At 73.6% G+C, this 15,153-nt stretch carries 8 protein-coding genes; 2 read left to right on the forward strand and 6 right to left on the reverse strand.

Features of this window, described 5'->3' with window-relative positions; translation table 11 throughout:
* Positions 1 to 71: 71 nt before the first annotated feature.
* The gene (locus BLW76_RS29335; RefSeq protein ID WP_482746693.1) at positions 72 to 1,286 is read right to left on the reverse strand and encodes a helix-turn-helix domain-containing protein; all 1,215 of its coding nucleotides are present in this window, start codon (positions 1,284 to 1,286) and stop codon (positions 72 to 74) included.
* A 78-nt stretch (positions 1,287 to 1,364) separates the two neighbouring features.
* On the opposite strand from BLW76_RS29335, the gene BLW76_RS29340 reads away from it, so the two are divergent.
* Both BLW76_RS29340 and BLW76_RS29345 read left to right on the forward strand, forming a co-directional pair.
* The gene (locus BLW76_RS29340) at positions 1,365 to 2,042 is read left to right on the forward strand and encodes a TetR/AcrR family transcriptional regulator (protein WP_091313361.1); all 678 of its coding nucleotides are present in this window, start codon (positions 1,365 to 1,367) and stop codon (positions 2,040 to 2,042) included.
* 190 nt (positions 2,043 to 2,232) lie between these two features.
* Positions 2,233 to 2,892: a cutinase family protein gene (locus BLW76_RS29345; RefSeq protein ID WP_091313362.1), complete on the forward strand. Its 660-nt coding sequence runs from the start codon at positions 2,233 to 2,235 to the stop codon at positions 2,890 to 2,892.
* Between the two features lie 71 nt (positions 2,893 to 2,963).
* Here the strand turns inward: BLW76_RS29345 and BLW76_RS29350 are convergent, their stop codons facing one another.
* From BLW76_RS29350 to BLW76_RS29370, 5 genes are read right to left on the reverse strand one after another with little or no spacing between them, the layout of a single operon-like run.
* Positions 2,964 to 4,148 (reverse strand): lipase family protein, encoded by a 1,185-nt coding sequence (locus tag BLW76_RS29350; RefSeq protein ID WP_208613408.1) that lies wholly within the window; start codon positions 4,146 to 4,148, stop codon positions 2,964 to 2,966.
* A 54-nt stretch (positions 4,149 to 4,202) separates the two neighbouring features.
* Complete coding sequence (locus BLW76_RS29355) at positions 4,203 to 5,174, reverse strand: alpha/beta hydrolase (RefSeq protein ID WP_091313364.1); 972 nt, start codon at positions 5,172 to 5,174, stop codon at positions 4,203 to 4,205.
* A 9-nt stretch (positions 5,175 to 5,183) separates the two neighbouring features.
* Positions 5,184 to 6,761: an acyl-CoA carboxylase subunit beta gene (locus BLW76_RS29360; protein WP_091313365.1), complete on the reverse strand. Its 1,578-nt coding sequence runs from the start codon at positions 6,759 to 6,761 to the stop codon at positions 5,184 to 5,186.
* Complete coding sequence (locus BLW76_RS29365; protein ID WP_091313368.1) at positions 6,761 to 13,372, reverse strand: type I polyketide synthase; 6,612 nt, start codon at positions 13,370 to 13,372, stop codon at positions 6,761 to 6,763. Before BLW76_RS29365 ends, BLW76_RS29360 begins: the two co-directional genes overlap by 1 nt.
* Positions 13,369 to 15,114, reverse strand: a complete 1,746-nt coding sequence (locus BLW76_RS29370; protein WP_091313369.1) for a fatty acyl-AMP ligase — start codon at positions 15,112 to 15,114, stop codon at positions 13,369 to 13,371. Before BLW76_RS29370 ends, BLW76_RS29365 begins: the two co-directional genes overlap by 4 nt.
* Positions 15,115 to 15,153 lie beyond the last annotated feature (39 nt).

The following is a 15,153-nucleotide window of genomic DNA, read 5'->3' on the forward strand; positions in this document are numbered from 1 at the left end:
GTCTCAGGAGAGGAGAACTCGTTCCGGGCGACCGGCAGGCAGGCCCGCGTCAGCGGACGCCTCCGGGACCCCTACGCCTCCGGAGCGGAGAACTCGTTCCGCGCGACCCGCAACCCCGACGCACGCAACGCGGCCTGCATCGCGAACCGCGCGTCGGGATCGTCGAGGCGATCGCCGAACGCCTGCTTCAGCTGCCGCACCCGGTAGCGGACCGTCTGCGGGTGCACCGACAGGTCGACCGCGATCTTCTCCGAGTTGCCGCCGTTCTGCAGCCAGGACAGCAGGGTCTCGCCCAGCCGGCGGCGCGTCCGCTCCGGGAACTGCTCCAGAGGCGCCAGCTCCTGCCGGGCGACCTGGTCGGCCAGCGGCGAGTCCGACAGCAGCCACAGCTCCGTCAGGTGGTCGGTGCACCACGTCACCGGGGCGTCCGGGAGCGCGCCGTCCGCCACCAGCCGCAGGGCGGCGCGCGCCCAGCGCAGGGAATGCGCCGCCGCGCCGAGGTCCGTCGGCGGGCCGACCGCGACGCGCGTGCCGAGCCGGGTCAGCGTCCGCGCGTCCACCGGGGCGGGCAGCAGCAGGTACGGCTGCGGTGAATCGAGGTCGGCGAGGGCGTCGGGCCCCCACGAGGTGCTCACCGTCGTTTCCGCGGCGACGGCCGCCACTTCGCGGGGCACCGGCCAGCCCGCCGCCGCCGCGAGTTCGGCCAGCACCGCGTTCGGGATGGCGCCCGGGCCGGTCAGCAGCCGCAGCAGGCGCCGGCGCAGGCCCGCCCGGGTGCCTTCGATCTCCACCCACGCTTCGCGGTGGCCCCGGCTCGACATCCGGGCGAGCTCGTCGGCGTAGCCGAACAGCATTTCGGCCAGCTGCGCCATGGCCGCCGACGACAACCGGTGCCGGCGGCCCAGCCGCATGATCCAGCGCCAGCCGACGCGGGTGCCCACGCGGTAGGCCGCCTGCAGGTCGTCGAGGGTCCGGCCTTCGCGGGCCTCGCCGACGCCGAGCCGTCGGCAGGTTTCGTACAGCCGGTCGCGGGAGGCCAGCGGATCCTCGACCAGGTCGACGAACAGCTCGACGGCGCACTCGACGGCGTGGCGGGTCATGCGGCCGTAGGAACCGTCGCCCGGCCGGGCGTAGACGGGCACCGCCCGCAGGACTTCCCGGACGATCCAGTCCGCCAGCGCCGGCAGGGCCGGACGCATGAGCGCCGCCAGTTCTCTTCGCCGGAGAACCTCGTCTCCGGTGTCCCGGGGCGCCGGGACGGGTTGCCGAGCACTGTCGCGGGACACCAGGTTTCCTCCACCGGGGACGGCGGCTTCTCGTGCTTTACCGGACAGTAAAGCAAGGAGTCGTTACAGTACACCTCCATGAGCCGGCAGAGTCCTCCTGATCGATCCAGCGCTCGCCGCAGCCCCGCCGCCCGGCCCACCGACGACGAGCTGCTCGACGCCGCCCGCGCCGTGTTCGCGGAGCGGGGTTACGCCCAGGCCACCATGGGCCTGATCGCCGACCGCGCCGATTCCACGAAGCCCACCCTCTACGCGCATTTCGGGGACAAGGCCGCGCTTTTCCGGACCACCGTCCGGCGCGAGGTCGCCGCGCTGCGCGCCTGGGTGATCAGCGCCCACGAAACCGCGAACACGCGTCCGCTGGAGGAGCGCGTCCGGCTGTCGGTGATGGCCATGTTCGCCTACGCCGGCGCCCACCCCGAAAGTTTCCGGCTGCTGTTCGATTCGGCCGTCGACGAGATGTCGAACGAGCGCCGCGCGCTGGCCGATTCCATTGCCACGCACGTGATCGGGCAGGTGCGCGAGCACCTGCTCGCCCACGGCCGCCCGGTCGGTCCCGGCGCGGAGCTGCTCGGGGCGATGATGGTCGGCCTGGTCGGGCGGGCCGCGATGCACGTGTCCCACTCCCCCGGCGTCGACCCGATCGCCGCGGGCGAGCTGGCCACCGGGTTCGTCATGGCCGCGCTGCGCGGGCTCGACCCGGCGCTGCTGGAGCGGCTCGACACCCCGGACCGGGCCGGGCAGTGCGCCACCTGAGCGTCCACACCGGACTGTTTGTCATCGGCTGAACAATTACCGGCACTCCGGGAAATCACCTCTTGCCGGGTCCGGCAACCACTGCGACGCTGCGATAACCGCAAGCGCCGCAGGTATTTCCGCGCCCCACGGAAAGCGCTTGCCGACCCCTTTTCCCACAACGTTTTCTCACAATGAGGTGTGAACAGCCATGATTCGCGTACCCAAGAAGCGCCTGTCGTCCGCCGCGGCCGCCGTCGGCCTCGCCGTCGCCGGGCTCACGGTCGCCGCCGCACCGGCCGCGTCCGCCGCGCCGTGCACCGACATCGACGTCGCGGTGGCCCGCGGCACGGGCGAACCCGGCACGCTGGGCCTCATCGTCGGCGACCCGGTGTTCTCGGCCGTGCAGAACCGGCTGCGCCCGCGGTCGGTGAGCAGCTACCGCGTCGACTACCCCGCCGACCTCGGCCAGCCCGCCTCGGTGCAGAAGGGCAACACCGACCTGGTCAACCACGTGCGCACGCAGGCCGCGGCCTGCCCGTCCCAGCGGTTCGTCCTGGTCGGCTACTCCCAGGGCGCGAACGTGGTGGACAACTCGATCGGCATCAGCAGCGCCGGCGCGATCGTCGGCGGCCCGATCGTCGCGACCATCCCGGCGGACCTGGCCCCCCGGATCGCGGCGATCCTGTTGTTCGGCAACCCGATCCGCGCGATCGGCCGTTCGGTCACCGGCACCTACCAGAGCCGCACCAAGGACTACTGCGCCCTGGGCGACCCGATCTGCCAGGCGGGCGGCTTCAACATCCTGGCCCACCTGAGCTACGGCGACAACGCCAACGACGCGGCCGCCTTCGCCGCGAGCAAGGTCTGACCGGCCCGAGCGCACTGAAAGACTCTTTCCTGACGTCGGACGTCAGGAAAGAGTCTTTCAGTGCATCGGGATCAGCAGTTCGCCGGAGCCGGTTCCCCGTTGAACCGCTTGACGATCCATTGGTGCGCGTCGGCGTTGCCGGCGAGAATGCCACTGGCGTGCTCGGCCACGTAGGTCGTCCACTGCTCACGGACCCCGGCCGCGCAGTACGCCCGGTGCAACGCTTCCGCCTGCGGCGTGTTCACGATTTCGTCGACGCTCGCGTGGTACTGGAACACGGGCACCCGCGGCGGGTTCGCGCCCAGCTTGTTCTGCGCGAGCCGCGCCTGCCACTGCGGTGTCCCCAGCGGGTTCGACGTCGTGAAATCGCTGATCTTCTTGAAGGAATAGTTCAGCAGCAGTTCCGCTGTGCACGCGTTCTTCTTCGCGTCGGCGAGCTGCTGACGGCCGGTTTCGTTGAGGAACGAATCGAGCCGCAAATCCGGGTACGCCGCGTCCAGACCGACCGCGGCGAAGGCCAGGAACCCGAAGCCGAGGTAGCCGTCGAGACCCTTCGAGACCTCCGTCAGGTCGGCCGGGACACCGCCCGCGACGACGCCGACGACGTTCAGCTCCGGCGCGTACGCGGGCTGCTTCTCCCCGGCCCACATCGATCCGCCGCCGCCCTGCGAGTAGCCCTGGAAGATCACCTTGGCGCCGCGGGACAGCCGGGTGGCCGGCAGGTCCTGCGCCGCGCGCACCGAGTCGATCACGGCCGGGCCCATGGACTGCCCGGTGATGTAGGTCGGCACGGTCGCCGGCGAATAGCCCTCGTAGTCGGTCACGGCGACCGCGTAGCCGCTGGACAGCGAGTCGTTGATGGCCGGCTGGTCGTACAGCGTGCCGCGTTCCATCGCCTTCGACGCCGTGCACTTGAACGCCGGGCCCTGCGTGCCGACGGCGTAGCCGATGATCGGCGCCCTGGCCGGGTCGACGCCCTTGGGCACGAGGATCGTGCCGGTCACGGCGTTCCGGTTCCCGAGCGCGTTGGTCGAGAGGTACATGACCTGCCAGGCGTCGGCGTTGAGCGCGTTCAGCAGCGGTACCGTGGGCCGCCAGCGGATGACGTCACCCGGTTTGCCTGCCGGGAGCGGCGACGGCGGGGTGTAGAACGAGTCGTCGAACGGTCCGGGCAGCAGCGGCGCCGCGCCGGCGGGCGGGCTCGCGGCCGCCACGCCCAGCGCCACCAGGCAGCAGGTCAGGAGCGCCGAAAGCACGGCACGACAACGGGCAGGCTTCACCACAACCTCCAAACGGGGAAAGGGAACCGCTCAGGCCGGGAGGCCGAGCGCGCCGGCCAGGACCGGCCAGGACTGGTGCAGGGCCCGCTGCCAGTACGGCCAGCTGTGCGTGCCGGGCCCGTAGTAGTCGACGGTCGCCGGGATGCCGGCGGTCCGCAGGCGGTCGGTGAAGCTGCGGGACGACATCTCCGCCGTCGACTCCAGGAAGTCCGCCTGGTTCGGCGGATCGAGCGGCCCGGTCTGCCCGTTGCCGCAAGAGACGTAGAGCGCGGTGCCGCGCAGCTGGTCGACGTGGTCGTACGGGTTGTTGGCCGTCCAGAGCGTCTTCAACCCGAACGCGTCGCCCCAGAGGTTGAGGTAGTTGTAGAACCCGGCGCGCGCCAGGATGCCGATGATCCAGACCGGGAGCCCCGGGTAGAGCGTGTTCGGCACCCCGCTGTAGGAGGCGGCCGCGCCGAACATCCCCGGGTGCTTGAACGCGTACGCCATCGCGCCGTACCCGCCGATCGACAGCCCGGCGACCGCGCGGCGCGTGCCACCGCGGTAGCCGCGTTCGACGATCTGGCGCACCTCGGCGGTGTGGAAGGTGTCCCAGTCCGGGGTGTTCCAGAGGCCGAGGTTCCACCACTTCGTGTACATCCCCGCGGCCCCGTCCGTCGGCATCACGACCAGCGCGTCCTTGGCCGCGGTGAACGCCTTGACGTCGGTGAACTGGTCCCACGAGCGGTAGTCGACCGGCTCGCAGCAGCCGTGCAGCAGGTACAGCACGGGCCAGGTCCGGGTCGGCTGCGCCGCCCAGCCGGACGGCACGAGCAGCCGCACCATCCCGGTGGTGCCCAGTGCGGGCGAGCTGATCTGCAGGTCGACGGTCCGGGCGTCCAGCCAGGTTTCCTGGACGACTTTCGCGCCGTCGTCGGCCACGGCCGGGCTCGCCTGGGCCGGCGCCACGGCACTGGCGAGCAGGAGGACGACGGAAGACGCCAGCACGGCGATCCGCTTCATGGTGACTCCTCAGAGGGGGATGTTCCCGTGTTTCCGGGCCGGCAGGCTCTGGCGTTTGGTGCGCAGCGCCCGCAGTGCCCGCGCCACCTGGAGGCGGGTCTGCGACGGCGTCACGACCTGGTCGACGTACCCGCGCTCGGCGGCCAGGTAGGGGCCGCCGTGGCGCTTGCGGTACTCGTCGGTGAGCCGGCGGTGGGCCGCGTCGCGCTCTTCCGGCGGCAACGCGGCCAGCTCGCGCCGGTAGAGCACGCGCGCAGCGCCTTCGGCACCCATCACCGCGATCTCCGCGGTCGGCCAGGCCAGCACGGCGTCGGCGCCGAGGTGCTTGGAGCCCATCACGGCGTAGCCGCCGCCGTAGGCCTTGCGGACCACCACGGTCACCTTCGGCACGGTCGCCTCGGCGTAGGCGTAGATCAGCTTGGCGCCGCGGCGGATGATCCCGGCGCGTTCCTGATCCGTGCCCGGCAGGTAACCCGGGACATCGGCCAGGGTGAGCAGCGGGATCGAGAACGCGTCGCAGAAGCGCACGAACCGCGCCGCCTTCTCCGACGCGTCGATGTCGAGCACGCCGGCCTGGTGCCGCGGCTGGTTCGCCACGACGCCGACCGTGTGGCCCTGCACCCGGGCGAAGGCGCAGATGATGTTGGCCGCGAAAGCGCCGTGCACCTCGGTGAACTCGCCGTCGTCGACCAGCGCGGCGATCAGCTCGGCCATGTCGTAGGTCTGGTGCGGCGAGTCGGGCACCAGCCGGTCGAGCGCGAGGTCGGCGGCGGTGAGCCCGGCGCTGCTGTCGTCGGCGTAGGCGGGCGCGGGGTCGAGGTTGTTGGCGGGCAGGTAGCCGAGCAGCGTCTTGACCCAGTCGACGGCGTCCTCCTCGTCGGCCGCGCGGTGGTGGGCGTTGCCGGCGACCTCGCTCTGCACGGCCGCGCCGCCGAGCTCCTGCGCGGTGACGCGCTCGCCGGTGACGGCGTGCACGACGTCCGGGCCGGTGACGAACATGTGCGAGGTGTCGTCGACCATCACGGTGAAGTCGGTCATCGCGGGCGCGTAGACCGCGCCGCCGGCGCACGGGCCCATGATCATCGAGATCTGCGGGACGACCCCGGAGGCGTGCGCGGTCCGGCGGCCGAGCTCGGCGTAGTACGCCAGCGAGACGACGCCTTCCTGGATGCGCGCGCCGCCGGAGTCGTTGATCCCGACGACCGGGCAGCCGAGCGTCATGGCCAGGTCCATCAGCTTGAGGACCTTTTCGCCGGAGACCTCCCCGAGGCTGCCGCCGAAGACGCTGAAGTCCTGCGAGAAGACGCAGACCTGCCGCCCGTCGACGGTGCCGTGCCCGGTGACGATGCCGTCGCCCCACGGCCGGTTCGTGTCCGTCCCGAACTCGGTGCACCGGTGCCGCGCGAACTGGTCGAGCTCCACGAAGGACCCGGGGTCGAGCAGCAGCCCGATCCGTTCCCGCGCGGTCAGCTTCCCTTTGGCGTGCTGCCGGTCGACGGCTCGCTTTTCGGCGATCCGCACGGCTTCGTCCTGCCGGGCGGCGAGATCGGCGATCCGGAAGGCGGTGGTCGGGGTGAGCTCGTCCATCACCGCACCACCGCCCCGAGCCGGTCGGCCAGCACGTGCACGTGCGGCGGGTCGATCATCGAGACGTGGTCACCCGGGACCCGCACGACTTCGAGGTCCGTGCAGTGTTCGTCCCAGCCGAGGGTGTCGTCGGTGCGCAGGTAGCGGGGGTCCAGCGCGGTGGTGAGCGGGTGGGGTTGTCCGGCCCGCAGCAGGACGACACGTCCGCCGTAGCGCCGCGGTGTGTAGCGTTCCGCCACCCGGGCGTCCACATAGGACTCGTATTGGTGTTTGAGCACGCCTTCGCCGAGGTCCGGCACCTGCTCGGCCAGCTTGGTCATCACCCAGCGGAGCTGCGCGTCCTCGTCCAGGTTCGCGAGGTCGGCGCGGGGCACCGCGAACGGGACGCCGTAGGTGCGGGAGATGTGGCCGGCGAACCGGTCGAAGCGGTCGAGCAGTTCGTCGGCCGGCGTGCCGGTGGCGGGCAGCGGCAGGATGGTGTCGATGAGGAAGACGAGTTCGGTGGGTTTCAGGTGGCGCGCGGTCTCGTAGGCGAGGCAGCCGCCGAACGACCAGCCGCCCAGCCGGTAGGGACCGTGGGGCTGGACGCCCCGGATCAGCTCGGCGTACCGGGCGGCTTTGGTTTCGACGGTGGTCAGGTCGTCGAGCCGTTCGAGCGCGTAGACCGGCGGGCCTTCCGGGAGCAACCGGGCGAGTTCGCGGTAGACGTTGGCGGTGCCGCCGGCCGGGTGGAAGAGGAAGACGGGATCGGCGACACCGTCACGCAGGAGCCGCACGGGACCACCCCCGTGGCCTTCGAGTTCCGCCCGCAGGAGATCGGCCATGGCGGCGATGGTGGGGGTGGCGAAGAGCCGGGCCGGTGCGGGGACGGCGGTGAGGTGTTCGGCGAAGGCGGCGTGCAGCCGGCGGGCTTGGGTGGCGTCGCCGCCGAAGGGCTCGTGGACGCTCGGTTCGGGGGTGCCGAGGATGGCGCGCCAGTGCCGGGCGACCCAGCGCTCGGCGGGATCCCGCGGTCCGACGGCAATCGGTGCAGCAGCTCCAGCCGACTCGGTGACCACGGGCTCGGCGAGCTTCCGCGGCGCGACGGCGACAGGTGCAGGAGCTCCGGCCGACTCGGCGACTTCCCGCGACCCGGCACCAGCTCCGGCCGACTCGGCAACCTCCCCCGTCCCGCCGGCCGGCGCGTCCGGCCCGAACCCGGCCTGCTCGGCAAGGTACCCGGCCAGCTCGGCCAAGCTCGCCCCCCGCAGCAGCAACGGAATCGGCAGCGGCACCCCGAAGTCCTGTTCCACCGCACCGCGCGCCCGCATCGCCGACAGCGAATCCAGCCCCAGCCGCGTCAACGGCACCGTCCGGTCGACCTCCGCCAAGCCCAGCAGGTCCGCGACCAGCCCCGCCAGGTGATCGCCGATCGCCGTGCGGGCAGCTTCCGGTGTCGCCGAACGCAGGGCGTCCAATCCGTCCCATGTGGACGATTCCGCCGGCGGGGAGAACAGGCCGAAGAACGGCCGCTCCCCCAGCCGTGGGAACAGCGCGAGCACCGTCTCCGAGTCCACCCGGGCCACGCCGGTCGCGCCGCGGTCGCGTGCCAGCACGAACTCCAGCGCCGCCAGCGCTTCCTCGGTGCCGAGCGGGTCCAGCACCGGGTTGGCCGCCCCGGCTGCCGCGCCGACCTCGCCCCAGGCGCCCCAGCCGATCGTCGCCGCCGGGAGGCCGTGTGCGCGGCGCCACGCGACCAGCGCGTCGGCCCAGGCGTTCGCCGTCGCGTAGGCCGCTTGGCCCGGCGAGCCGAACAACGCGGCCGCCGACGAGTACACCAGCCACCAGTCGAGGTCGTGCCCCGCGGTCGCTTCGTGCAGGCGCCACGCGCCCAGCGCCTTCGGCCGCCACACGGCCTCGAGCGCGTCGGCGTCGAGACTGATCGCGGCGCCGTCGGCCAGGACACCGGCGGCGTGCAGCACCCCGCGCAGCGGCACGCCCCCGTCGACGGCCACCGCGACCAGCGTCTCGGCCGTCCCCGGCGCGGCGATGTCGCCCGGCACCACCCGGACGTCGACGCCGAGCTCGCCGAGCCCGGGATCGGCGGCGTGCCTGCTGTTCAGCACCAGCCGCGTCGCGCCCCGCGCGGCCAGCCACTTCGCGGCCGCCAGGCCCAGCCCGCCGAGGCCGCCGGTGATGACGTACGCGCCGTCGCGGACCGGCTCCCGCACCGGGTCGCCGGCAGCGGGACGGCCCAGCCGCCGCACGTACCGCACGCCACCGCGCCAGGCGATTTCGTCGTCCGGCCCGTCGGCGCGGATCTCGTCATGGAGCCGGTCGGTGCCGTCGAGGTGGCTGACGCGCAGTTCGGGGTGCTCGAAGGCCAGCACGCGCACGAGCCCGCGCAGCGCGGCCAGTCCGGGGTCGCCCGGCTCTCCCGGTTTGATGGCGTGTGCACCATCGCTCACCAGCCACAACCGCGGCGCCACGGGGAGTTCGGCCAGTTCGGCGACGACGCCGGACAGGGTTTCGACGAGCCTCGCGCCTCGCACGGGGTCGGGTTCGGCGACGACTCCGGCCAACGTCGCGCCGCGCACAGGGTCGAGCTCGGCGGCAGCTCCGGCCAACGTCGCGCCATGCGCCGGGTCCCGCTCAGCGGCAGCTCCGGCCAACCTCGCGCCACACGCCGGGTCCCGCTCGGCAGCGTCGCCGGCCAGGGGCTCGACCCCACCACCGAGCAGGGCGAGGACCGCGGTCGGTTCCCCGTCGCGCAGCAGCTTCGCGAGTTCAGCACGGTCGCCGAGGCGGGCGGTCCGGACGTCCTCACCCGGGAACTCCCGGTCGTCCTCGGACAGCACGATCCAGCGCTGCGCACGCTCGGGCCCGCGGGGGCGCCCCCCGTTTTCCACTCTACCGGCCGGCACCGACAATTCCGGCGCGGCGGGCAGCGGCACCGGCTGCCAGGCCGCCTCGAACAGCAGGCGCGTCACCGCCGCGTCGCGGTAGGGGCGGCAGTAGACGTCGCGGAACTCGACCAGGACCGCGTCGGTGGCGTCGACCAGCTGGACGCTGCCGAGCACGCCGTCGCCGGACTCCTGGAGGACCGCGTCCACCCGCACTCCGCGGCGGGGGTCGCCGGCGATCAGCACCTCGCCCATGCTGAGCGGGAGGTACAGCACCTCCGCGTCGCCGACCGCCGCGGCCAGGGCGTGCAGGCAGGCGTCGGCGAGTGCCGGGTGCAGCACGTACGCGGGGTGGTCGCTTTCCGGCTGGGCGATCGACGCCGACGCGCGGCCCGGTGCGGCGACCACCCGGCGCAGGCCGCGGAAGGCCGGGCCGTAGGACTGGCCCAGCTCCGCCAGCGCGCGGTAGACGTCGAACGGTTCCCCGGTCGTTTCCCCGAACGGTGCCGACGGCGTGCCGCCCGTGGCGAGTCGCGCGGTGGCGTGCCGGACCCACGATCCGGCTCGCGTGTGGACGCTCAGCTCGGTCCCGCGCAGGCTCGTCGTCACCTCCGTGTGTTCGCCGAGCGGAAGGACCTCCTGCAGTTCGAGGTCGCGGACGCGGCCGCCCGGTCCGGCGGCGGCGAGCGCGAGTTCGAGGAACCCGGTGGCCGGGAACACCGGGGTGTCCCCGACGGTGTGGCCGGCCAGCCACGGCAGCGCGGCGATCCCGACGTCACCGCGCCACAGGTGACCGCCGCCGGGGTCCTCGATGTGCACGCCGAGCAGCGGGTGCGTCCCGGCGGCGCGGACGGCCGGGCGCGGCCAGAAGCGTTCGTGCCGCCAGACCGGGCCGGGCAGCTCGACCGGCGGCGTCTGCGGGCGGCCGGCCGGCACTCCGGGACGGCTCAGCGCGAGGTTGTCACCGCCGAGCACGTGCAGCCGGGCGAGGCTGGTGAGGAACGCCGTCCGCTCGTCGATCCGGCGGCTCGCCGAGGGCAGGCCGAGCACACCGGACTGCTCGATAGCGGCGAGGGCCACCGGGTGCGGGGAGATCTCGACGAAGACCGTGTGCCCGTCGGCGGCCGCGGCGGCCAGTGCCTGGCTGAACCGCACCGGGCGGCGCAGGTTCGCCGCCCAGTACTCGGCGTCGAAGGTGGGCTGATCGTCGGAAACGCTGCTGTAGCACCGGATTTCGGGCGTTGCGGGAGTCAGCCCGGCGATCGCGGCGCGGAACGGGCCGAGCACCGGCTCGACGGCGGCGGAGTGCCCGGCCCCGCCGACCGGCAGCCTGCGGGCGAGCCTGCCGAGGCCTTCGGCGTGCGCGACCACGGCGTCGACGCGGTCGGCGGCCCCGCTGACGGTGCACTGGGTCGGCGAGGCGTAGACGGCGATGGTGACGTCGGGGAAGGCCGCGAGCTCGGCGGGCGTGAGTTCGACGACGGCCATGGCCCCGCCACCGCGTTCGTCGAGTTCGGCGAGCAGCCGGGCGCGGGCGGCCATGACCCTGAGGCCGCCGGCGACATCGAGCGCCCCGGCCACGACGGCGGCGGCGACCTCGCCCATCGAGTGCCCGAGCACAGCTGCGGGGACGACGTCGTGCGCCCGCCACAGGGCGGCCAGGGCGAGCTGCATCCCGAACAGGGCGAGCTGGGTCGCGGCGAGGTCGGGGAGGTCGTGTTCGAGGGCTTCGCGCAGGGAGAACCCGGCTTCGGCGCGGAAGACGGGGTCGAGGGCCTCGATTTCGGCCCGGAAGGCGGGCTCGGCTCCCAGCAACAGCCGGCCCATCCCGGACCACTGCGAGCCATAACCCGAGAAAACGAAGACGACACCGCGCTCGCCCCAGCGCCCCAATGTGGCGTTGGGTGCGCTCAACGCACCGAACGCCACATTGGGTGCGTCAGACGCACCGAACGCCACATTGGGGCGCTCGGTACCGGCCGCCAGCGAACGCAGAGCCTCCACCACTTCACCCCGGCTCTCGCCGACCACCGCTCCGCGTACCGGCAGGTGCTCCCGCCGGTGCGCCAGGGTCGCCGCGACGGCGTCCAGGGGTGCCTCGCTCTCCTCCAGCCACTCCGCCAGCTCGCCCGCCCGTGCCCGCAGCACCTCCGCCGACCGGGCCGACAGCGCGAACACCTGCGGCCCACCGGCGCCCGCCCGGGGCGGGAACGCCGCCGCCGGCCACTCCTCCAGCACCACGTGCGCGTTGGTCCCGCCGAAGCCGAACGCCGACACGCCCGCCCGCGCCGTCCCCGAGTACCGCGGCCAGTCCGTCCCCGTTGCCACCACGCGCAACGCCGTGAAGTCGATGTGCGGGTTCGGCTCGCGGAAGTGCAGGCTCGGCGGCAGCCGCCGGTGCGTCATCGCCAGCACCACCTTGAGCAGCCCGGTGATCCCGGCCGCGCCTTCGAGGTGGCCCAGGTTGCTCTTCACCGAACCGATCAGCAACGGACGCTCCGGCGCCCGTCGCTCCCCGAGCACCGCCGCCAGCGCGCCCGCTTCCAGCGGGTCACCCAGCGGTGTCCCGGTCCCGTGCGCTTCGACGTAGTCCACAGAGGACGGATCGACGCCTGCCGTGGCGTAGGCGTCGCGCAGCAACGCCGCCTGGGCTTCCGGGTTCGGCGCCGTCAGGCCGTTGGACCGGCCGTCGGAATTCACCGCGCTGCCGCGGATCACCGCCAGCACCCGGTCGCCGCGGGCCGCCCGCAGGGGCTTCAGCACGACCACGCCGCAGCCTTCGCCGCGGGCGATGCCGTCGGCTCCGGCGTCGAACGGCTTGCAGCGGCCGTCCGCGGCCAGCACGCCGGCCCGGTGGAACCCGGCCGTGATGCCCGGGGAGAGCAGGACGTTCACCCCGGCGACCAGCGCGAGCTCGCTCTCGCCGCGGCGCAGGCTCTGCACCGCCTGGTGCACCGCCACCAGCGACGACGAACACGCGGTGTCCAGCGTGAGACTCGGCCCGCGCAGGTCGAGCAGGTACGACAGCCGGTTCGCCGCGATGCTCGCCGCCGCGCCCGTGCCGGACCAGACGTCGACCCTCGCGACGTCGGTCATCGTCAGCGAGCCGTACTCGGTCGCCGACAGCCCGACGAACACGCCGGTCCGGCTGCCGCGCAGGCTCGACGGCGGGATGCCCGCGTGCTCCAGCGCCGCCCAGACGACCTCCAGGAGGATCCGCTGCTGCGGGTCCATCGCTTCGGCTTCCCGCGGCGTGATGCCGAAGAACCCCGCGTCGAACCCGGCGACGTCGGCGAGGAACCCGCCGCGCGCCGGCACACCGGCGAGGTCCGCCGCCGGGGCGAACGTCTCCCAGCGGCCTTCGGGAACATCGCCGATGCCGTCGCCGCCCGCGGCGAGGAAGCGCCAGAACGCCTCCGGGGACTCGATGCCGCCCGGCAGGCGGCAGCCGAGGCCGACGACGGCGATCGGTTCGCCGTCCTCGGGCAGCGGTACGGCCGCGGCAGCGACGTCCACATCGGACAGGTGATGGGCCAGCGCGGCGATCGTCGGGTACTGCCACACCAGGGTCGGGGCCAGCGGGCGGCCGACGAACTCGCCGAGGTCGGCCGCGAGGCTCGTCGCGTCCCGGGAGGACAGTCCGGTTTCGTGCAGCGGCCGGTCGGGGTCCACGTCGCCGAGCCGCGCGGTGAGCCACGCGCGGATCGCCGCGGCGTCCGGCGCGCTCATCCGAGCCGCCGTGCGGGCAGCGAGCCGTCCAGATAGGACACCCGGCAGCGGGCTCTGCTGATCTTGCCGCTGGAGGTGCGGGGCACCTCGCCCGGTGCCAGGAAGACGACGTCGTGCAGGCGCAGGCCGTGCCCGGCCGACACCGCCGCCCGCAGCGCCGCCGTCGCCGCGGCGATGCCGGCGTCGGCGCCCTTCGCGCGTTCGAGGACGACGACGGCGGCTTCCCCCTCGTCGCCGTCGATCGCGAAGGCCGCGGCCGAGTGCGGCCGGACGGCCGGGTGTTCCTCGACGGTCTGCTCGATGTCCTGCGGGTAGTGGTTGCGGCCGTCGACGACGACCAGGTCCTTCAGCCGTCCGGTCACGAACAGCTCGCCGTCGGAGAGCACGCCGAGGTCGCCGGTCGCCAGCCAGCCCTCGCCGGTGTCCGGATCGCGCGGGGGCAGGCCGAAGGCGGCCGCCGACGCTTCCGGCCGGCCCCAGTACCCGCGGCCGACGTTCGGGCCGCTGACCTGGATTTCGCCGACCTCGCCCGGTTCGGCGGGACGCCCGGTCACCGGGTCGGTGATCCGCACCCGCTGCCCGACCGGGCGGCCGCACGAGACGAGCGTCGTCGCGGACGCGCCCGGGCCGGCCGGCACCGCGTACCCGGCCGCCAGCCGCGCGCGGTCGAAGGTGGCCTGCCGGGGCGGTTTCCCCGCGTCCGTGACCGAAACCAGCACGGTGGCCTCGGCCAGGCCGTAGGAGGACCGGTGCACCTCCGGCCGCAACCCGCACCCGGCGAAGGCCGCGTGGAACTTCGCGATCGTGGCCGGCAGCACCGGTTCGCTGCCGTTGATCAGCGAGACGACCCGGCTCAGCTCCAGGTACACCTTGTCGGCCTCGGAGACGCGGGACGCGCAGTAGGCGTAAGCGAAGTTCGGGGCCGCGCTGATCGCGCCGGGGCTCGCCGAGAGCGCCCGCAGCCAGCGCACGGGCCGTTCGAGGAACGCCAGGGGGTCCATCAGGACCGACTCCAGCCCGCCCGCCATCGGCGCGCCGATGCCGAGGATCAGGCCCATGTCGTGGAACAGCGGCAGCCAGCTGACCGCCGACGTCGTCCCGCTTTCGGCGCCGTAGGCGGCACACGCCTGGCGGGCGTTGGCGAGGACGTTGCCGTGGGTCAGCACGACCCCGGCGGGCGAGCGCGTCGACCCGGACGTGTACTGCAGGTACGCCGGGGCGTCCGGATCGGGCGCCGGCCACTCGCGCGGCGCGGCCGTCGGCACGGCGTCGACGTCGACCACCACCGGGTCGACCGGGGAACCGGCGAGGAACCGGGTGACCGCCTCGTGCTCCCCGGCCGTGGTCAGCGCGACGCGCGGGCCGCAGTCGGCGAGCGCCGCGGCCAGGCGGCCCGCGTGCCCGGGCAGGCCGGGCGCGAACAACGGCACCGCGACCAGCCCGGCCCGCAGCGCACCGAGGAACGCGACGACGTAGTCCGCGGACTGCCCGGCCAGCACGGCCGCCCGCTCCCCCGGACCGGCCACTTCGGACAGCCGGGCCGCGACGGCCTCGACCCGGTCGTCGAGCTCGCGCCAGGTGAGCGTGACCGCCCGGCCGTCGGCGCCGTCGCGGTGGTCGAGGTGGGTCACGGCGATGCGGTCGCCGAGGCGGCGCGCCCAGTGACCCAGCAGGGTCGCGAACGACTCGCCCGCGGCGACGGGGGCACCGGTGACGGGAACCGGCCGGGAAATGGTTTCCAATGCATCCTCGCAGAGAGCGTTTACCGGCGCAGTGAATAA

Origin of the sequence: Amycolatopsis tolypomycina (assembly GCF_900105945.1) — a bacterium.
Classification (GTDB): domain Bacteria; phylum Actinomycetota; class Actinomycetes; order Mycobacteriales; family Pseudonocardiaceae; genus Amycolatopsis; species Amycolatopsis tolypomycina.